General features: G+C 44.6%; 14 protein-coding genes and 1 riboswitch. Of the genes, 10 read left to right on the top strand and 4 right to left on the bottom strand.

The genetic code is table 11. The features are described from left to right. The first annotated feature begins 218 nt into the window (after positions 1–218). Positions 219–391: riboswitch (cobalamin riboswitch) on the top strand. 189 nt (positions 392–580) lie between these two features. Together ACTQWB_RS08550 and ACTQWB_RS08545 are read left to right on the top strand one after the other, a co-directional pair. Further along, a complete protein-coding gene (locus ACTQWB_RS08550) occupies positions 581–1,849 on the top strand; it encodes a sirohydrochlorin cobaltochelatase (protein WP_441501441.1) in 1,269 nt (422 codons plus the stop codon). Between the two features lie 218 nt (positions 1,850–2,067). After that, entirely contained in the window at positions 2,068–2,763 is a 696-nt protein-coding gene (locus ACTQWB_RS08545; RefSeq protein ID WP_441501442.1) for a hypothetical protein, read from the top strand. Positions 2,764–2,925: 162 nt separating this feature from the next. Here the strand turns inward: ACTQWB_RS08545 and ACTQWB_RS08540 are convergent, their stop codons facing one another. Continuing rightward, positions 2,926–4,323: an alanine/glycine:cation symporter family protein gene (locus ACTQWB_RS08540; protein WP_441501443.1), complete on the bottom strand. Its 1,398-nt coding sequence runs from the start codon at positions 4,321–4,323 to the stop codon at positions 2,926–2,928. 207 nt (positions 4,324–4,530) lie between these two features. Next, complete coding sequence (locus tag ACTQWB_RS08535; protein WP_441501444.1) at positions 4,531–5,097, bottom strand: flavodoxin family protein; 567 nt, start codon at positions 5,095–5,097, stop codon at positions 4,531–4,533. Between the two features lie 254 nt (positions 5,098–5,351). Between ACTQWB_RS08535 and ACTQWB_RS08530 the strand changes: the two genes are divergently transcribed. The 7 genes from ACTQWB_RS08530 to ACTQWB_RS08500 all read left to right on the top strand — a co-directional run bounded on the left by ACTQWB_RS08530 (position 5,352) and on the right by ACTQWB_RS08500 (position 16,240). Beyond that, positions 5,352–9,095 (top strand): ATP-binding cassette domain-containing protein, encoded by a 3,744-nt coding sequence (locus ACTQWB_RS08530; RefSeq protein ID WP_441501445.1) that lies wholly within the window; start codon positions 5,352–5,354, stop codon positions 9,093–9,095. 426 nt (positions 9,096–9,521) lie between these two features. Beyond that, positions 9,522–10,430, top strand: a complete 909-nt coding sequence (pfkB, locus tag ACTQWB_RS08525) for a 1-phosphofructokinase (protein ID WP_441501446.1) — start codon at positions 9,522–9,524, stop codon at positions 10,428–10,430. Between the two features lie 20 nt (positions 10,431–10,450). Beyond that, positions 10,451–12,364, top strand: a complete 1,914-nt coding sequence (locus ACTQWB_RS08520) for a PTS fructose transporter subunit IIABC (protein WP_441501447.1) — start codon at positions 10,451–10,453, stop codon at positions 12,362–12,364. 151 nt (positions 12,365–12,515) lie between these two features. Beyond that, a complete protein-coding gene (locus tag ACTQWB_RS08515; protein ID WP_441501448.1) occupies positions 12,516–12,773 on the top strand; it encodes an HPr family phosphocarrier protein in 258 nt (85 codons plus the stop codon). Positions 12,774–12,896: 123 nt separating this feature from the next. Beyond that, positions 12,897–14,546 carry a phosphoenolpyruvate--protein phosphotransferase gene (gene ptsP / locus ACTQWB_RS08510; protein WP_441501449.1) on the top strand — a complete coding sequence of 550 codons (1,650 nt, stop codon included), beginning with the start codon at positions 12,897–12,899 and terminating at the stop codon, positions 14,544–14,546. Further along, complete coding sequence (locus ACTQWB_RS08505) at positions 14,540–15,304, top strand: DeoR/GlpR family DNA-binding transcription regulator (RefSeq protein WP_441501450.1); 765 nt, start codon at positions 14,540–14,542, stop codon at positions 15,302–15,304. Before ptsP ends, ACTQWB_RS08505 begins: the two co-directional genes overlap by 7 nt. A 138-nt stretch (positions 15,305–15,442) precedes the next feature. Next, the gene (locus ACTQWB_RS08500; RefSeq protein ID WP_441501451.1) at positions 15,443–16,240 is read left to right on the top strand and encodes an HAD family hydrolase; all 798 of its coding nucleotides are present in this window, start codon (positions 15,443–15,445) and stop codon (positions 16,238–16,240) included. A gap of 28 nt (positions 16,241–16,268) precedes the next feature. On the opposite strand, the gene ACTQWB_RS08495 is transcribed toward ACTQWB_RS08500, so the two are convergent. Both ACTQWB_RS08495 and hcp read right to left on the bottom strand, forming a co-directional pair. Beyond that, positions 16,269–16,985 carry an ATP-binding protein gene (locus ACTQWB_RS08495; RefSeq protein ID WP_441501452.1) on the bottom strand — a complete coding sequence of 239 codons (717 nt, stop codon included), beginning with the start codon at positions 16,983–16,985 and terminating at the stop codon, positions 16,269–16,271. Between the two features lie 29 nt (positions 16,986–17,014). Next, positions 17,015–18,616, bottom strand: coding sequence for a hydroxylamine reductase (hcp, locus tag ACTQWB_RS08490; RefSeq protein WP_441501453.1), 1,602 nt, complete (start codon positions 18,614–18,616; stop codon positions 17,015–17,017). A gap of 116 nt (positions 18,617–18,732) precedes the next feature. Between hcp and ACTQWB_RS08485 the strand changes: the two genes are divergently transcribed. Continuing rightward, on the top strand, positions 18,733–19,398 hold the full coding sequence (locus ACTQWB_RS08485) for a Crp/Fnr family transcriptional regulator (RefSeq protein ID WP_441501454.1): 666 nt from the start codon (positions 18,733–18,735) through the stop codon (positions 19,396–19,398). Positions 19,399–19,400 lie beyond the last annotated feature (2 nt).

The raw sequence follows: 19,400 nt of genomic DNA, 5'->3' as shown, positions 1-19,400 counted from the left end.
ATGGTCTGTAACCTGTTGATGGGTTGCAGATCATTTTTTTAGACTATGTTAGATGAAAAAAGTGCCACATTTTGGCGTATAAAAGTTGTATATTTGCCAGTTACTTATTTAAAAGATAAAATGTAGAAATTTGACCCTAATTCATAAAAAATACATAATTTATTCAAAAAAAATACATAAAAATATGGTATCTATTAACTATCCGAGTCGAATATGTATAATGGTTATAGCGCGAAGGTTGCATCATGGACATGATGCGCAAAAGAGAATCTGGTGTGAATCCGGAACGATGCCGTCACTGTGTAAGGGAGCTGCTTCAGAGCCCACCAAAAAGGGAAGGGGGAGCAGTGTTGATCGAAGTCAGGAGAACTGCCTTGGCGTGGAATCTTAGGTCTGCGGTACACAGAACCTGTATTCTCATAGCAATACATAGAAGTCCTGTTTTCAGGAGATGTGTTTATGAGGAAGGTGCAGCTGCAGAAATGTGGCTGCTTTTTATGTTTATACATAAAAGGCCCTGTAGGGCGGGATCCTTATGCATGATTCAATCCGGAAATACAGGAAAAAAGAGGAAAAAGAAATGAAAAGAAAAACTTTATTAGCACTGCTTCTTGCAACTTCCATGGCTGCAAGCATGACTGTAGCAACAGGATCTGTTGCATTTGCAGAGACAGAAGAAGCAACTGAGGAGACAGCAGATGACGCTGAGGCTACTGACGATGCTGAGGCAGCAGATGATGCAGAAGCAACAGATGATACTGCTGATGCAGACAAGGAAGCAGCAGATAAAGTTGCAGCTCTTATTGATGCCATCTATGTTCAGGAAAGAAATGACGACACAGATGCACAGTGCAAAGAAGCAAAAGAAGCATGGGATGCTCTTACAGATGCACAGAAAGAGCTGGTAGAAGGCGAAGAAGCAAGCCCAGAGTATTTCGGACGTGACACAGGTGATGCTTCCAAAGATGATCCTCGTAACCAGGATGAGATCGGTGAGAATGAGCTTCTTGTAGTAAGCTTTGGTACTTCCTTCAATGACAGCCGTGCAGAGGACATCAAAGGAATCGAGGATAAACTTGCAGATGCATTCCCGGATTGGTCTGTAAGAAGAGCATTTACCGCTCAGATCATCATCAACCATGTACAGGCAAGAGATGATGAGGCAATTGATAACATGCAGCAGGCACTTGACCGTGCAGTAGCAAACGGTGTTAAGAATCTGGTTGTTCAGCCTACACACCTTATGCATGGCGCTGAGTACGATGAGATGGTAGAAGCTATTGATGAGTATAAAGATAAATTTGAGTCTGTAGCAATCGCTGAGCCAATGCTTGGTGAGGTTGGAGATGACGCTACTGTTATCAACGATGACAAGGCTGCTGTTGCACAGGCAATCACAGATGAAGCTGTAAAAGAAGCTGGATATGACAGCATGGAAGCAGCTGCAGAAGATGGAACAGCATTTGTATTCATGGGACATGGAACTTCTCATGTAGCAAATGTTACTTATGACCAGATGCAGACACAGATGAATGAGCTTGGTTTCACAAACGCATTTATCGGTACTGTAGAAGGTGAGCCAGAGGATACTGCTTGTGAGGAAGTTATCAATAAAGTAAAAGATGCCGGATTCAAGAAAGTTGTTCTTCGTCCGTTGATGGTTGTTGCTGGTGACCATGCAAACAACGATATGGCTGGTGATGATGACGATTCCTGGAAGAGCATGTTCGAGGCTTCTGGAGATTTCGACAGTGTTGACTGCCAGATCGCAGGTCTTGGAAGAATCGCTGCAGTTGAGGATCTGTATGTAGCACATACACAGGCTGCTATTGATTCAATTGCGAAATAATCAGGATAATTGATGCTTTAGAAAAATAAGAACTTGGACAGCTGCTGTTGGAGCATGTGAATTGTGAAGCGTGTTTCCGAAGCAGCTGTTTGAGCAATATCATTTGTAACTGTTCAGAGCCAGAAATATATGGGACGGGTATATGTCACTGATGGAATCGAAATTTTTCGGTTGGCTCTAAAGAGTTTCAAAATGAAAAATAAAAAAGGAGTGTTATTATGAAACGTTCATTAGTTGTTTTATTAACTGCAGTAAGCATGTCTGCCATGACAGTAGGGACAGTTGCTCCAGTATGGGCAGAGACAGAAGTCACAGAAGAGAATACCGAGACAATAGAGGCAGCAGAAGACTCTAAGGATGCAGACAGCACAGACAGTGAGCTGGAAGACGGTGTATATGGTGTAGAGTTTGATACAGACAGCGGTATGTTCCATGTGAATGAGGCCTGCAATGGCAGAGCCACTCTTACTGTTAAGGATGGCAAAATGACCGTTCATATCAGCCTTGTTTCCAAGAACATCGTAAACCTTTTCCTTGGAACAGCAGAAGATGCCCAGAAAGACGGCGCTAAGCTGATCGCACCAACTACAGATACTGTAACTTACAGTGATGGAATCTCTGAGGAGGTTTATGGATTTAATATTCCGGTGGAAAAACTGGATGAGGAGTTTGATCTTGCAATCCTTGGTACAAAGGGCAAATGGTACGACCATAAGGTAAGCGTTACAGATGCAAAAGAGCAGACTGAGGAAGAGAAAAATGCAGTTGTGATCGGTGAGGAAGAAGAAGGTGAAGAAGCTTCTGATGCCAAAGAAGAAGCTGCAGATACAGCAGATGAAAAGGCAGCAGAAGATACAACAGAAGAAACAAAAGAAGAAACAAAAGAAGAAACAAAAGAAGAAACAAAAGACTGATTGCTGCTGGTAAAGAGCATAAATGTGAAGAATCTGGAATTAAAAAAGTAGGACCATCCCATTGTTTTGGGATAGCCCTCTTTTTTTGAACCGAAATCAATTTTGAACTGAAACCAATTTTAATCCGGAACAAGCGGTTTTACAAAAATGTGAGTGGAGCTTTTAGCTATTTCTGCCTTCTCCGGCGAAATATTCCTTAGTCAGCTTCACGACTGTGCCGGAAAGCAGGAACAAGGCAATCAGGTTCGGGATTGCCATAAGACCATTAAAGGTCTCTGCAATGTTCCACATCAGGCCAAGATTTGCAGTTGCACCAAGGATGGCAACCAGGGAATAGACAACCATAAATGGTTTGATCACTTTTTCAGAAAACAGGAATTCGATACAGCGGGCACCGTAAAGTCCCCATCCAAGTGCTGTGGAAAATGCGAAACAGCACATGGCAACAGCTGTGATAATAGATACCCAGCTTCCGTATGTAGAAGTGAAGCCTGAAATTGTCAGTTCTGCGCCTGCGGCCTCTCCGTAAGCAATGGGAACACCACTGCAAAGGATAACAAGTGCAGTAAGAGTACAGATCACGATGGTGTCTGTAAATACTTCAAAAATACCGAACATACCCTGTTTTACAGGCTTCTTGGTATCTGCGCAGGCATGTGCGATGGATCCGGTACCAAGACCAGCTTCGTTGGAGAAAATACCACGGGATACACCCTTTTTCAAACTGAGGAACATACTTCCTACAATTCCACCGGTCACTGCGGAGGGCTGGAAAGCACCACGGAAAATAGAAGCAAACACAGATGGCACATTCTGGATGTTCAGAATGATCACTCCGAATCCGAGGATGATGTAAAGCAGAGCCATAAATGGAACCAGCTTTTCTGTAACCTGTCCGATACGTTTGATTCCGCCAAGAAGGATCATGGCAATGAGAACTGCGATCACGATACCGATGATCAGATTGGAGGTAGGAACTGCATTTTCGTTAATGATATTATAATTCATTAAGGCAGAATTAATAGCGGTGGTAATAGTATTTACCTGTGTGGCATTACCGGTTCCGAATACGGTGAGTACACCGAAAGCAGCGAACAGATAAGCCAGCCAGTGCCATTTTTTCCCAAGGCCATTTTTAATGTAATACATAGGACCGCCTACCAGCTCACCGTTTGCGTTAATCTCACGGAAGTGGACAGCCAGGGTAACCTCGGCATATTTGGTACACATGCCAAACAGTGCGGAAACCCACATCCAGAATATGGCACCCGGGCCACCAATGGCGATAGCGCCTGCTACACCGGCAATATTACCGGTACCAACTGTGGCGGCCAGAGCTGTACACACAGCCTGGAAAGGAGTGATAGCACCGTCGGAAGCATCACGCTTGCGAAAGATACGTCCGAGGGTAGTTTTGATCGCGTAGGGGAACTTGCGGATCTGAAGGAAATTGGTGCGGATACTCAGGTAAAGACCAACTCCGAAAATACAGACCATGGCAGGAACGCCCCAGATAAAATTATTTACAGCTGTATTGATAGTTTCGATTATTTGCAGCATAAAATACCTCTCTGGAAGTTTTATAGTGAAAATTGTAACTGTTCAGAGCCAAGCGGATTTTTGTGCAAAAGTGTGAATCATGCTTGCATGAATGAACACTTTTGCACATAAATCCATTTGGCGGATACGCCACACCGACGAAATGGGTCGCATTTTGGAGGTTGGCTCTGAACAGTTACTGAAAATTGAAAATCAGGATATGCACTATTAACGGATAAAATTAGTCTTGATTTTATCTTCGGCCTGTGGAGTGGCAATTCCGGCTGCTTTTCCTGCTTCCAGGCATTTCAGAAGCCATGCCATATTGTTTCCAAGGGTACGCATGATCTGAAGACCCTCTTCATCCTTGGCTACTTCGGCAGGGGTATTGCCATGTACCATGTTCCAGTAGTTGGCAGATACCAGTGGCATTTCGTGGTAGCTGAAATATTTCTGGAGTACATCAAGAGTGGCGGTAGTTCCGGCTCTTCTTGCGGAGGCAACCGCTGCTGCCGGTTTGTGAAGCATGTCTTTTCCAGCCATGGAGCATAGCTTATCCATAAATTCGATGATCTGTCCGGATGGGGAAGCCCAGTATACCGGGGAACCTACCACCAGAGCGTCCGCCTCCTTTAATTTCGCCGCGGCGGCTTTTACATTATCTGTATCTGGATTTCCGGCCTGGAAAATCTCAGTGTCAATTCCATTGTTGTTCAGTGTTTTTGCGACTTCACTAAGTGCAGTGAAGGTGCAGCCTTCTTTACGCGGACTGCCGTTTAAAAGTAAAACCTTCATTTTTTTCATCCTTTCTGAAGTTCATGATATCAGACTGTATGTGTGAAATTCCAATGCAGTCTGTGCACATCATCTCTCTAAAGTGGTAATGTATTTCCTTATTATACGATAGGAATGGTTGAATTTCAAGAGAATGGTTCATTTTAAGTCACAATATGTTCACATTTTAAGGTTATAATGGGGTACATTCTGTGACAAATAGATATGTTACAGTGGGATTAGTTGACATCATGTTAATAGAAAGGAAGTAATCTGTGCTTCAGATCAAAGACATACACAAAGAATACAGAACTGGGAATCTGGTGCAGCGGGCACTTGACGGGGTCAGCCTCAGCCTTCGTGACAATGAATTTGTGGCGATTCTTGGCCCCAGTGGTTCGGGAAAGACCACTCTTCTGAATATCATCGGTGGCCTGGACCGGTATGACAGTGGTGACCTGATCATCAATGGGATTTCTACAAAGAAATATAAGGACAGGGACTGGGATTCCTACCGTAACCATACCATCGGATTTGTGTTCCAGAGCTATAATCTGATTCCCCATCAGACGGTTCTGGCAAATGTAGAGCTTGCCCTTACCATTTCCGGTGTTTCCAAAGGGGAACGGAGACGGCGGGCAAAAGAGGCTCTGGAAAAGGTGGGACTTGGTGCCCAGCTTCATAAAAGACCAAGTCAGATGTCAGGCGGACAGATGCAGCGAGTAGCCATTGCCAGGGCTCTTGTAAATGATCCGGAAATACTTCTTGCCGATGAACCGACAGGAGCATTGGATTCAGATACCAGTGTCCAGGTTATGGACCTGTTACAGGAGGTTGCCAAAGAGCGCCTGGTGGTTATGGTTACCCATAATCCGGAGCTTGCGAAGCTTTATGCGACCAGGATCGTTACGGTAAAGGATGGAAGGATCCTGTCAGATACAGATCCGTTTGTGATTGACAGTGAAAAAATGGCACCACCAGTCCACAAAAATATGGGAAAGTCTTCCATGTCCTTTTTTACGGCACTTTCCCTCAGCTTTGAGAATTTAAAGACGAAGAAGGCAAGGACCCTGCTTACATCCTTCGCTGGTTCCATAGGAATTATCGGTATCGCACTGATTCTTTCCATATCAAATGGCGTGGATAAATATATTACGGATATGGAGGAAGAGACTCTTTCAGAATATCCGTTGCAGATCCAGAGTACAGGAGTGGATCTTACATCCATGATGATGGGGGCAGCGACTGCCCAGAGTGAGAAAAAAGATGGAGAAGTCGGGGTGGCCCAGATGGTCACCAATATGTTTTCCAAAATGAATTCCAATGACCTGGAATCTTTAAAAAACTATCTGGACAGTGAGGACAGTGGGATTTCCCAATATGCCAATTCGGTTGAGTACACTTATTCTGTTTCTCCTCAGATTTTCCGGGAAGAGAAGGATAGTTTCCGTCAGGTAAATCCGGATAAATCTTTTTCCGCTATGGGTCTTGGCTCTGGCTCTTCAAACAGCATCATGTCTTCTACCATGAGTACGGATGTATTTTATGAAATGCCAGAAGATGCAGAGCTGTACCAGGATCAGTATGATGTGAAAGCGGGAAGATGGCCTGAGAAATATAATGAATGTGTGCTGGTGCTCACTTCACAGGGAGATATCAGTGATTTTCTGCAATATACACTGGGGCTGCGGGACAGCAGGGAGCTGGATGATATGGTGCAGAAATTTATGGCAGAAGAGTCGGTGGAAACCCCGGAAAATACAGGCCCCTATACCTATGACCAGATCTTGGGAACGAAGTTCAAGCTTGTGAGCAGCACTGATTATTATGAATATGATGAGGAATATAAAGTCTGGAAAGATAAATCGGACAATACCTCTTATATGAAAAAACTGGTGAAAAACGGGGAAGATCTCACGATTGTGGGAATCGTGAAGCCGGTAGAGGGCGCAACTGCATCCATGCTGACAGCAGGAATCTGTTATACCCATGCTCTTACAAATCATGTGATCGAAAAGGCTGCTTCCAGTGAAATTGTAAAACAGCAGCTGGCGGATGAAAAGATCAATGTTTTCACAGGGGAAGAATTTGGAAAAGAAGAGGATGAAAACAGTAAGTTCGATATGGAATCCCTGTTTTCTATTAATGCGGATGCGCTGCAGGAAGCTTTCAAAATCGATACCAGTGGATTCAATATGGATCTTTCCAGTATGTCCGGGTTGTCTGACCTGAATGTAGATATGCCTGATATGTCAGGTCTGTCAGGAAATCTGGGACTGGATGAAAGCAGTATGCCAGATTTTTCCGGACTGATTAAGATGGATGATCTGAACCTGGATTTTTCGGATATGATCGATCCGGAAGAAATTATGAAAAGCCTGCCGGCAGACCAGATGCCGGATATGAGCGAGGCACTGAAAGCAGTAAAATTTAATTTTACAGAAGAACAGATAAATGCATTGTTGAAGGATGTTATGGCTGGTTATCAGGAGAGCATCAAAGGAAAGCCGGAGGCAGACCAGAACAAAATGCAGGCTGCCCTGAAGCAGTACCTTACTTCTAAGGAAATGAACGATCGTCTGAGCAAGGATTTGCAGGAGCTTGTAAAAAAGAATGTAACGGTGGATGTTTCATCAGAGAAGGTGATCGCGATAGCTGTGGGCCTGATGAACCAGTATCAGGAGTATGTAAAGGCAAATGGAATCCAGCAGACAGATGCAGCCAGCCTTCTGGCGTTTCTTAGCCAGGCAGAGATCCAGCAGCAGATAAAGCAGGAAGCAGAAAATCTGATCAAAACCAGTGTGACAGTAAATATCACCACGAAACAGATCCAGGATCTGCTTTTACAGGATGTTGTGGCAGCTTATCCGGAATATGCGAAGAAAAATGAACTTCCGGATCCGGCAAACCTGGTCACATATTTTATGGAATATATGCAGACAGACGATGCCAGAAGCCGTCTGCTGAATGGACTTACGGCAATGGTGGATACCAGTGAGGTGCAGAAGCAGTTTTCCCAGGCAATGGAAACATATATGAAAACTATGATGACCTCTTTTTCCGATGCGATCACCAAGGGCATTGAGTCTAAATTTACAGATGTGATGGGACAGGTGGAAAAGCAGCTGACAAAGGGAATCCAGACTGCAATGGAGCAGATGATGGGAAATATCAGTTCCGGTATGCAGGATGCACTGCAGTCCGTGATGACCAGTGTAACTTCCAGTATCACATCTGCCATGGGACAGGCAATGAGTGGACTTGGAAGCGGCATGAGTGGTATGGAGGATGCATTCCAGATCGATCCGGAGGCATTTGCCAAGGCGATTCAGATGAATATGAATGAGGATGATCTTTCTGAGCTTATGATGTCTCTGTTGTCATCCGACAGCGCTTCCTATGACGGCAATCTGAAAAAGCTTGGTTATGCTGATCTGATGGTTCCTGGCGGCATTAATATTTATCCGAAGGACTTTGAATGCAAGTCAGAGATCGTCAATATCCTGGATCAGTACAATGCAGACATGGAGGCCGCTGGGGAGGATGAAAAAGTGATCACCTACACAGACCTTGTGGGAACTTTAATGTCTTCGGTAACGGATATTGTAAATATTATCAGTTATGTGCTGGTGGCATTTGTGGCAATTTCCCTTGTGGTTTCTTCTATTATGATCGGTGTTATTACTTATATCAGTGTTCTTGAGAGGAAAAAAGAAATCGGTATCTTACGTGCCATTGGTGCTTCCAGGCATAATGTGTCGCAGGTATTTAATGCGGAAACCTTTATTATTGGTTTTTGTGCAGGGGCTATGGGAATCGGAATCACGTTGTTGCTCCTGATTCCTGCCAACCGTATTATCCGATCAGTGGCTAACGGTGTGAACGTAAAAGCAGCGCTTCCACCAGTGGCGGCGGTGATCCTGATCGGACTGAGTGTTGTGCTGACGCTGCTTGGTGGTTTGATTCCATCAAGAAAGGCAGCTAAAAGTGATCCGGTAACCGCACTCCGGACGGATTAAGATTTTTTTGCACACGCTTCTGGGTGACGGATTTGAATATGAATAAAAAATGCAGATTTCGGGCTGAAAAGTCTGGAACTGCATTTTTTATGCAATAGGAAATTCCGTCAGCAGGATTCTTTTTGGTTGAGAAATAGCAAGATACAAAGATACACATTATTGTAAAGCGAAATAAAAATAATTTTACAAGAGTAAGAAAGGATTCAGGTGGGTATTACTAAAGAAAGCAGTGAATATTCATACATGGAGTGCTTATGAACCTGAGCGAAAACGAAAATGCAAACTCGGTCAAAATAAATCACAATTGTGCAATCTTAATAAAATCAAACGTCAATCTTGTGAAAAAGATTGATTGACTTTGACTATATATGAAAGTATAATAAGCACAACAAATCAAAAACAAGCAAAAATAAGCAGGAGGCAGAAATGATTTACACGGTAACTTTTAATCCCTCTTTGGATTATATTGTGTCGGTAGAGGACTTCCAGCTTGGTCTTACCAATCGCACCAGTTCGGAGATGCTCTTGCCAGGCGGCAAGGGAATTAATGTCTCCACAGTTCTGAGGAATCTTGGAATTGAGAGCACAGCCCTTGGATTTACCGCAGGATTTACAGGAGAGGAGATCACCAGACGCTTAGAAGAGATGGGTGTGAAGAATGGTTTTATCCAGGTGGGCGAAGGCTTTTCCAGAATCAATCTGAAGCTGAAGAGTATAGACGGTACTGAGATCAATGGACAGGGACCAAGGATTGGCAAGGATAAGGTAGAGCTTCTGATGAAACAGCTGGGAGAATTGGGAGAGGGAGATGTACTGTTTCTTTCCGGAAGTATTCCATCTTCTATGCCGGATGATGCCTATCAGAAGATTATGGCGATGCTGGACGGCAGAGGAGTGAGGATTGCAGTAGATGCGACACGGGATCTTCTGATGAAGGTTCTTCCCTATCATCCATTTCTCATTAAGCCGAATAACCATGAGCTGGGCGAGATTTTCGGTGTGAAGCTTGAGACACGTCAGTCTGTTATCCCATACGGTAAGAAGCTGCAGGAATTAGGCGCTGTTAATGTACTGATTTCCATGGCTGGAGAAGGTGCAGTACTGATTGCAGAGAATGGTAAGGTATATGAGGAGCCAGCTCCGAGAGGGAAGCTGATCAATGGTGTTGGAGCCGGAGATTCCATGGTAGCCGGATTTATGGCAGGTTATATGGAGAAGCAGGATTATGAGTATGCATTCCATATGGGAATTGCAGCAGGAAGCGCCAGTGCATTTTCGGAGAATCTGGCTACCCGTGAGGAGATTCAGGCTGTTTATCAGCAGATCATAGGATAAGACCAGGAGGAATGGAAGAAATGAGGATCACAGATTTACTGGATGTAAGAAGTATTTCATTGAATGCTGCACCCACTGATAAATCCCAGACTCTGGACGCAGCAGTTGCTCTTATGGCAAAGAGTGGTAAGATTGATGACCAGGAAGCATACCATAAGCAGGTTTATGCAAGAGAGGAAGAGAGCACGACCGGAATTGGCGAGGGAATTGCAATTCCTCATGGGAAATGTGATGCAGTTAAGAAGCCTGGACTGGCAGCTATGATAATTCCTGGAGGAGTTGATTTTGATTCCCTGGATGGAGAGCCGGTTACTCTTTTATTCCTGATCGCGGCGCCCAATACAGAGGATAATGTACATCTGGATGTACTGAGTAAGCTTTCCATGATGCTGATGGATGAAGAATTTACCAGAAGTCTCCGCAATGCGAAGACACCAGAAGAATTCCTGTCGATCATTGACCAGGCGGACGAGGAGAAGAAGAGTGTAGATGAGCGTCTGGCAGATATGGGCGAAGCTAAGGACGACCAGTTTAAGATTCTGGCAGTCACTTCCTGTCCTACGGGAATTGCGCATACTTATATGGCTGCAGAGGGGATTGAGAAGGCAGCTAAGGCGAAGAACTGTTTTGTGAAGATTGAGACGCGAGGCTCTGGCGGTGCCAAGAATGTGCTTACGGACCAGGAGATTCAGGATGCAGATTGTATTATCGTTGCAGCAGATGCACAGGTTCCCATGGATCGTTTTGATGGCAAGAAGGTAATCCAGCGTCAGGTATCAGACGGAATCAATAAAGCGGATGAATTGATCGAGCTGGCTATGTCTGGTAATGCACCGGTATATCATAGTGGAAATGCGTCTGCAGCAGCTAAGAGCCAGAGTAAGTCCGGGGGCGGTGTAGGCCATAAGATTTATACACAGCTGATGAATGGTGTTTCCCATATGCTTCCATTCGTTGTTGGCGGTGGTATTCTGATTGCCATTGCATTTCTGATCGATGGTCTTATGGTAGATATGAATGCCCTTGATGTAGCCCAGCGGGCCAACTTCGGTACGATCACGCCAGCCGCTGCAATGTTCAAGCAGATTGGTGATACAGCATTTGGCTTTATGCTTCCGGTTCTTGCAGGGTTTATTGCAATGGCAATCGGTGACAGACCGGCGCTTGCACTTGGCTTTGTAGGTGGAATGATGGCGCATAGCGGAACGTCAGGCTTCCTTGGAGCCCTGGTAGCAGGTTTTGCTGCCGGTTATATTATTCTGGGACTTCGCAAGATATGTGAGAAGCTTCCAGAAGCCCTGGAGAAGATTGCCCCGGTTCTGATTTATCCGGTTGTGGGTATTCTGGTAATGGGAATTTTAATGATGTTTGTCGTTGAGCCTGTCATGGGCGGTATCAATACAGCCCTGAACAATGGACTTACCTCTATGGGAAGCTCCAGCAAGATCGTTCTTGGCCTGATCCTTGGCGGTATGATGGCAATCGATATGGGTGGTCCTTTTAATAAGGCTGCTTATGTGTTTGGAACTGCTGCAATCGCAGCTGGCAATTATGATATTATGGCAGCTGTCATGGTTGGCGGTATGGTTCCGCCATGCGCCATCGCACTTGCTACCCTCCTTTTTAAAGACAGATTTACGAAAGAGGAAAGGGAATCCGGCCCTACGAACTTTATTATGGGACTTGCTTTTATTACAGAGGGAGCGATTCCTTTTGCAGCAGCAGATCCGCTTCACGTGCTTCCGGCCTGTATCATAGGATCTGGACTTGCAGGAGCGATGTCCATGGCATTTGGATGTACTTTAATGGCACCACATGGTGGAATCTTTGTGGTACCGGTAATGGGAAATGCAGTACAGTATGTGATCGCCTTGGTCGTTGGAACTGTGGTTTCGGCAGTGCTGCTTGGAATATTAAAGAAGAAAAATGCCTGAAAAATGAATTGACACAGGAAGTAAAATTGGATATAAACAAATAATAAATAGTTATGAATGAAACGAACTGGAAATTGAATAAACGAAAAAGTAAAGTAATCAAATAAATAAGACAAGAAAACAAATAAGTTAAAAAACGGAGGAAAAAATCATGAGAGAGTTTAAATATGTAGTAACAGATCCAGAAGGAATCCATGCCCGTCCAGCAGGAGAGCTTGTAAAAGCAGTAAAGGCATTTTCTTCTGACATTAAGATCGCAAAAGGCGGAAAAGCTATGAATTGCAAGGCAATCTTCGGAGTTATGGGACTGGCAGTAAAGAAAGGGGATGAAGTTACCCTTACTTTTGACGGTGAAGACGAAGATGCTGCATATGAAGCTGTAAGCAAATTCATGCAGGAAACTCTGTAAGTTAGAAAGGGGACATGCCTGCTGGTGTGTCTCTTTTTCTTATCTGGTAAGTGTAATTGGCCCCGGGCAGTTACAGGAAAGTTTAGAGCGTGTTTGAAAAAGACTTTCAGTGGGAGAATGAAAATGCAGATATATAACGGAAAAAGTGTTTTTAGCGGTATCGCCATCGGTAAGATCAGTGTCTATCAGAAAAAAGAGCAGCAGGTGAAACGGGTAAAAGTAGATGATCCGGATCAGGAAATGGCACGCTATGAGAAAGCGAAAGCAGAGGGAATCAGACAGCTGCAGGGGCTTTATGATAAAGCCCTAAAAGAAGTGGGAGAAGCCAATGCTGCGATTTTTGAAGTTCATCAGATGATGATGGAAGATGATGGGTATAATGAATCTGTGGAAAATATTATCCGCAGCCAGGGAGTGAATGCAGAGTACGCTGTAGCGACTACTGGTGATAATTATGCACAGATGTTTTCTGCTATGGATGATGATTATATGAGAGAACGTGCTGCGGATGTACGGGATATCTCAGAGCGCCTTCTCACTATTTTAAATGGAGAAGAGGCAGGCACACTGGATGGGGATGAACCGAAAATCATCATAGCCTTGGATCTGGCACCGTCAGAAACGGTACAGATGGATAAAGATAAAGTTCTTTCTTTTGTTACTGTAAAGGGATCGCTGAATTCCCATACTGCGATTCTGGCGAGGACGATGGCAATTCCGGCACTTGTGAATACATCCATGTCCCTGGATGATGATCTGGATGGGAAACTTGGAATCGTAGATGGAGGGAAAGGAATCCTTTATGTAGATCCAGACCAGGCGACATTAGAGGAAATGAGGAAACGCCAGGAAGAAGATCTTGCCAGAAAACAACTTCTTCAGACTTTGAAGGGAAAAGAGAACATTACACTTGACGGACAGAAAGTGATGTTGTACGCTAATATTGGAAACATCAAGGATCTGGCGACTGTGATCCAGAATGATGCCGGTGGGATCGGTCTTTTCAGAAGTGAGTTTATTTATCTGGAGAAAGAAGATTTTCCTACGGAAGAAGAGCAGTTCCAGATTTACAGACAGGTTGCACAGACAATGGCTGGCAAGAGAGTGATCATCCGTACCCTTGATATTGGAGCGGATAAACAGTGTGATTATTTCCATATGGAGCATGAGGAGAATCCGGCACTTGGCTGCAGGGCAATCCGTATCTGCCTCACCAGACCGGAGATTTTTAAGACACAGCTTCGTGCATTGTTCCGTGCCAGTGCATTTGGCAAAATTGCGATCATGTATCCCATGATCACCAGCGTACAGGAAGTTCGTAAGATTAAAGAAAGCGTAGAAGAAGTGAAGACAGAGCTGACAAGTCAGGGCGTGGAGTTCGGAAATCCGGAGCAGGGAATTATGATCGAGACTCCGGCGGCTGCGATCATCAGTGATGATCTGGCAAAGGAAGTGGATTTCTTCAGTATTGGAACGAATGATCTGAGTCAGTACACTATGGCAATTGACCGGCAGAATCCGCAGCTGGATCAGTTTTTTGATCCTCATCATCCTGCAGTGCTTCGCATGATCTCCATGGTTGTGGAGAATGCCCATAAGGCTGGCATCTGGGCTGGAATCTGTGGGGAACTTGGTGCTGACCAGTCACTTACCAAAGAATTTCTTGCAATGGGAGTGGATGAGCTTTCGGTTTCACCTGGAAGCATTCTGCCACTTCGTAAGATTATTCTGGAAACGAATGTTACAGATTATAAGGCGGGAAAAGAATGTTAACACAACAGCGACATGAGATCATCCTGAAACTTCTGCGGGAAAAAGGCAGCATTACAGTCACAGAAGTAAAGGATCTTCTGGATACATCAGAATCAACAGTACGAAGAGACATTACAGCACTGGATAAAGAAGGCAAGCTGGAGAAGGTTTTCGGTGGTGCGGTAGAACTAAAAGAGCGTGTGACGGCATACGAATATTCAGTTGCAGAAAAAATGGGACTGAAGTTAGAGGAGAAGCACAGGATTGCCAGATATGCGGCAGGGCTGATCCAGGATGAGGACTTTGTTTATATTGATGCCGGTACGACCACGGCAGACATGCTGAAATTTCTCCAGGTCACCAGAGCGGTGTTTGTTACCAATGCAGTAGTACATGCCCAGACATTGGCTGGAAGAGGCTTCAAGGTTTTTCTTGTAGGCGGGGAGCTGAAAAGCTCGACAGAGGCAGTAATCGGCAATCAGGCCATGAATACCTTGCGCGGGTATCACTTTACCAAAGGGTTCTTCGGAACTAATGGAATCACCAAAAAGAGCGGTTGTACCACACCGGATGCCAATGAGGCTGCGGTGAAGGCAGCAGCTATGGAGCAGTGCAGAGAACGATACGTGCTTTGTGACAGCTCCAAGTTTGATAATATCAGTTCCGTGACTTTTGCAGATTTCTACAGTTCCACTGTGATTACAGATAAAATTCCGGCAGGATATGAGGAATGTGCGAATATCATAGAGGTGCCGAAAGAAACTATTGTTCATAAGTAAAATTTATGTCTTATAGACAGTCTTTTTCAAACACGCTCTGGATAATCATAGAATTTCATAGTATAATGATCCACAGGATTTCCACTGGAAGAAGCTGAAAATTCTGTGGATTTTTATATAGAGAAAAGAGGTTAGGGTATGATAAAACTGATCGCGTCAGATCTGGATGGTACACTTCTGAAAGAAGGAACTATGGATATTAATCCGGAAATCTATGACATTATCCGTAAATTAAAAGCAAAAGGGATTGTTTTCGCCGCGGTAAGTGGAAGAGAATACGACAGCATTGAAAGAGTATTTGCACCTGTGAAGGATGACATTTATTTTATTGCAGGAAATGGTGGGATTATTTCTTATCAGGGAAAAGTAATCGAGAAGATGGCTATTCCGGCAGATATTCTGAAAGAAGTAGTCGAATATGTGAGAGGCCAGGAGGGGGCTTCTTTTATGACTGCAGGCAGCGCCCAGGCGTATGTGGAGAGGGCAGACCAGGCTTTTGTGAAGAAGCTGCGTGAGGGATATAAGCTTCATGTAAATGAAGTGGCTGATGTGCTGGATGCACCGGAGACTATGACAAAGGTTGCTATGTATAACGAACAAGTGGATGCTGCCGTAGGAGCAAGGATAGCAAAGGAACATTTCGGAGATAAGATCCAGATCATGGCTTCCGGGAATTACTGGGTAGATTTCGTGGATGTGCATTCCGGAAAGGGAAATGCCCTTCAGAAGCTCTGTGAACGTCTGAATATTACGAAGAAAGAAGAAGTAGTAGCATTTGGAGATAACTGCAATGATGTAAGTATGCTTCTGGAAGCTGGAAAAAGTTATGCAGTTACCACTGCCCGGGAAGAGGCAAAGCAGGCTGCCAGATATGTGCTGGAGAAGCCTGGCCCGGACAGTGTTATAAATGTTTTGAAAATGATATTAGAGTTATAAAATCCGCTTGGCTCTGAACAGTTACAAATCAGGAAATGATTCTTCCATCTGTAGAAATGGTATAAACCTGCCATGGGAGAAATTTACCGCTTGCTTTCATGGCATTTACCGTTGCATGCTGGATACCGCCGCAGCAGGGAACTTCCATGCGTACGATGGTTACGCTTTTGATATTATTCTGGCGGATGATCTGGGTCAGCTTTTCACTGTAATCGACAGCGTCAAGCTTCGGGCATCCGATCAAAGTGATTTTTCCTTTTATAAAATCCTGGTGGAAATTGGCATAGGCATAGGCTGTACAGTCAGCTGCAATAAGAAGGTCTGCGTTGTCAAAATATGGAGCATGGACAGGGACAAGCTTGATCTGTACGGGCCACTGCTGAAGCTTGGATTCAGATACAGTAGTGGCATTCATAATAGGGGTGGCAGAGTCTTCTGAGTGCCCGTTTTTTTGAATACGTCTTGCCATACTGCCTGGACAACCAGTGTGACCTGGAGTTTCAGCCAGTTTTTTCTTATTTTCCAGGACTGCTGCTTCATCATAAGCAGCTGCTTCCCGTTCCACGAAGGAAATGGCGTTTGTGGGACAGGCGGGAAGGCAGTCTCCCAGTCCGTCACAGTAATCTTCGCGAAGCAGTTTTGCTTTGCCATCTATGATTCCGATGGCACTTTCGTGGCAGGCACGGGCACAAAGCCCGCAGCCATTACATTTTTCTTCATCAATATGAATGATTTTTCTGATCATGATTTTTCCTTTCTGTTTGCAGAAAAAATTTATACATTCTGCAGCAATGTTCTTAAGTCTTCCTCTGGTGTAGTGATCGCAGCAATTCCGAAATTATCTACAAGATAATTTAATACATTTTTGGAAAGAAATGCCGGCAGTGTAGGGCCGAGACGGATATTCTTGATTCCAAGGTGTAAAAGGGTAAGCAGGATGGAAACTGCTTTCTGCTCATACCAGGAGAGTACCATGGAAAGAGGAAGCTCATTGACACCACAGTGAAAAGCCTCTGCCAGGGCTATGGCAACTTTGATGGCACCATAAGCGTCATTACACTGTCCCATATCCATCAGTCTTGGAAGATTACCGATGGTTCCAAGCTCCAGATCGTTAAAACGGTATTTTCCGCAGGCAAGGGTAAGGATAACGGAATCCGCAGGTGTCTGTTTTACAAAATCTGTGTAATAATTACGTCCACTTCGAGCACCATCACAGCCTGCTACCAGGAAGAAGTGACGGATGGTACCTGATTTTACAGCATCGATCACCTGATCTGCCACACCAAGGATGGTGCCATGTGAGAAGCCGGTGGTAAGGGAAGTACCACCATTGATTCCGGTAAAGTGCTGATCTTCCTTATATCCACCAAGCTCAATGGCACGCTGGATAACTGGCGTGAAGTCTTTTTCTTCATCAATATGAACGGTTCCCGGGAAGGTAACGGTTCCGGTGGTAAAGACACGGTCAATATAGCTTTCTTTTGGTGGCATTAAACAGTTGGTGGTGAAAAGAACAGGTGCTGGAAGATCAGCAAATTCTTTTTGCTGGTTCTGCCATGCAGTACCGAAATTTCCTTTTAAGTGGCTGTATTTTTTTAGCTCCGGATATGCGTGGCAGGGAAGCATTTCGCCATGGGTATAAATGTTGATGCCTTTTCCTTCTGTCTGCTCCAGAAGAAGCTTCAGATCGTGGAGATCGTGACCAGTGATCACGATAAACGGACCTTTTTCTACAGTAAGCGGAACGGTTACAGGAGAAGGTGTACCGTAAGTGCTGGTATTCGCACGGTCCAGAAGTTCCATACAGGAAAGATTATATTTTCCAACTTCCATTACAATAGGAAGAAGCAGATCCATATCCCAGTCTTCTCCAAGGGAAAAGAGTGCTTTTCCAAAAAATTCGTTTACCTCGGTATCTGTATAACCAAGGGTCATGGCATGATAGGCGTACGCTGCCATTCCGCGGATTCCAAAGAGAATCAGGGATTTCAGGGAACGGATATCCTCCTGGGCATTCCAGAGAAGCTTCATGTCATAATCGTCATTGTGACCACAGGGAGAAGCGCAGCTGAGGCAGTCTGGATGAAGACGGGCTTTTTCCTGATGAACGCGGCTGGTAAGCTCCTGGATGGCTTTATCGTCGAAACTTACGTTTGTCAGTGTTGCAAAAAGACCTTCCACCATTAATTTCCAGGTGGATTCTGCCAGTGGTGCATTGGCATCTGCTGCATGGGCGAGCCCGATCAGTGCTCCTGTAAGTTCATCCTGAAGCCGTGCGGTATCGGCAGTTTTTCCACAGACCCCTCTGGCACCTGTACAGCCGGTACATCCGGCAGTCTGTTCACATTGAAAACAAAACATATTCTGTTCCATAATATAATAACCTCCTGAATGATTTTATAAGATAAGTTTCTGTTCTTGACTTCGTACCTGTACTATAATATAATTCAACCAACAAGTATGTTGTTATAACAACAAAAGGAGAAAAAATGAATTATGAATTTCTTTCCAGGACGTTTCTCTTTCAGGGAACCAGTCCAGAGGAGACAGAGCATATGCTTTCCTGTTTAAATGCAACACCTCAGAGCTATGCCAAGGGAAGCACTATCTGTCAGGTGGGGGATCAGCTGAAAGCTATGGGACTTGTGCTGACAGGCAGCGTTCATATTGAGAATATTGATATGATGGGAAATAAAAGTATCCTGAACCGGATTGCGCCAGGACAGGTTTTCGGGGAAACTTATGCCTGCATTCCAGGGGAAAAACTGCTTATAGGGGTAACTGCTGCGGAGGATTGTCAGATCCTTTTTCTGGAAGTTGGGAAAATTTTTCACACCTGTCCGGATACCTGTCCATGCCATGAGAAGCTGATCCGGAACATGCTGATGGTTATGGCGAAAAAGAACCTGGAGCTTTCCAGGCGAAGTCTTCACACAGCGCCAAAGTCTATCCGTGGAAGGCTGCTTTCTTATTTCTCCCAGGAAATGGTGCAGCAGGGCAGCAGCCGGTTCATTATTCCCTTCAACCGGCAGGAGCTTGCAGACTACCTGGGTGTGGACAGAAGCGCATTGTCAAATGAGCTTGGGAAAATGCGAAAAGAAGGGATCATTGAAGTAAACAGAAACCAGATCCATTATCTGGAACAGGAGGAATAGAA

The organism is Blautia sp. HCP3S3_H10_2 (assembly GCF_052122375.1).
In the GTDB taxonomy this organism is placed as follows: domain Bacteria; phylum Bacillota; class Clostridia; order Lachnospirales; family Lachnospiraceae; genus Blautia_A.
This window is presented reverse-complemented; position numbering and strand designations above follow the sequence as displayed.

Coding starts and splice junctions, on each gene's coding strand:
- ACTQWB_RS08550 (WP_441501441.1), top strand. CDS start 581: ATGAAAAGAAAAACTTTATTAGCACTGCTTCTTGCAACTTCCATGGCT.
- ACTQWB_RS08545 (WP_441501442.1), top strand. CDS start 2,068: ATGAAACGTTCATTAGTTGTTTTATTAACTGCAGTAAGCATGTCTGCC.
- ACTQWB_RS08540 (WP_441501443.1), bottom strand. CDS start 4,323: ATGCTGCAAATAATCGAAACTATCAATACAGCTGTAAATAATTTTATC.
- ACTQWB_RS08535 (WP_441501444.1), bottom strand. CDS start 5,097: ATGAAGGTTTTACTTTTAAACGGCAGTCCGCGTAAAGAAGGCTGCACC.
- pfkB (WP_441501446.1), top strand. CDS start 9,522: ATGATTTACACGGTAACTTTTAATCCCTCTTTGGATTATATTGTGTCG.
- ACTQWB_RS08520 (WP_441501447.1), top strand. CDS start 10,451: ATGAGGATCACAGATTTACTGGATGTAAGAAGTATTTCATTGAATGCT.
- ACTQWB_RS08515 (WP_441501448.1), top strand. CDS start 12,516: ATGAGAGAGTTTAAATATGTAGTAACAGATCCAGAAGGAATCCATGCC.
- ptsP (WP_441501449.1), top strand. CDS start 12,897: ATGCAGATATATAACGGAAAAAGTGTTTTTAGCGGTATCGCCATCGGT.
- ACTQWB_RS08505 (WP_441501450.1), top strand. CDS start 14,540: ATGTTAACACAACAGCGACATGAGATCATCCTGAAACTTCTGCGGGAA.
- ACTQWB_RS08500 (WP_441501451.1), top strand. CDS start 15,443: ATGATAAAACTGATCGCGTCAGATCTGGATGGTACACTTCTGAAAGAA.
- ACTQWB_RS08495 (WP_441501452.1), bottom strand. CDS start 16,985: ATGATCAGAAAAATCATTCATATTGATGAAGAAAAATGTAATGGCTGC.
- hcp (WP_441501453.1), bottom strand. CDS start 18,616: ATGGAACAGAATATGTTTTGTTTTCAATGTGAACAGACTGCCGGATGT.
- ACTQWB_RS08485 (WP_441501454.1), top strand. CDS start 18,733: ATGAATTATGAATTTCTTTCCAGGACGTTTCTCTTTCAGGGAACCAGT.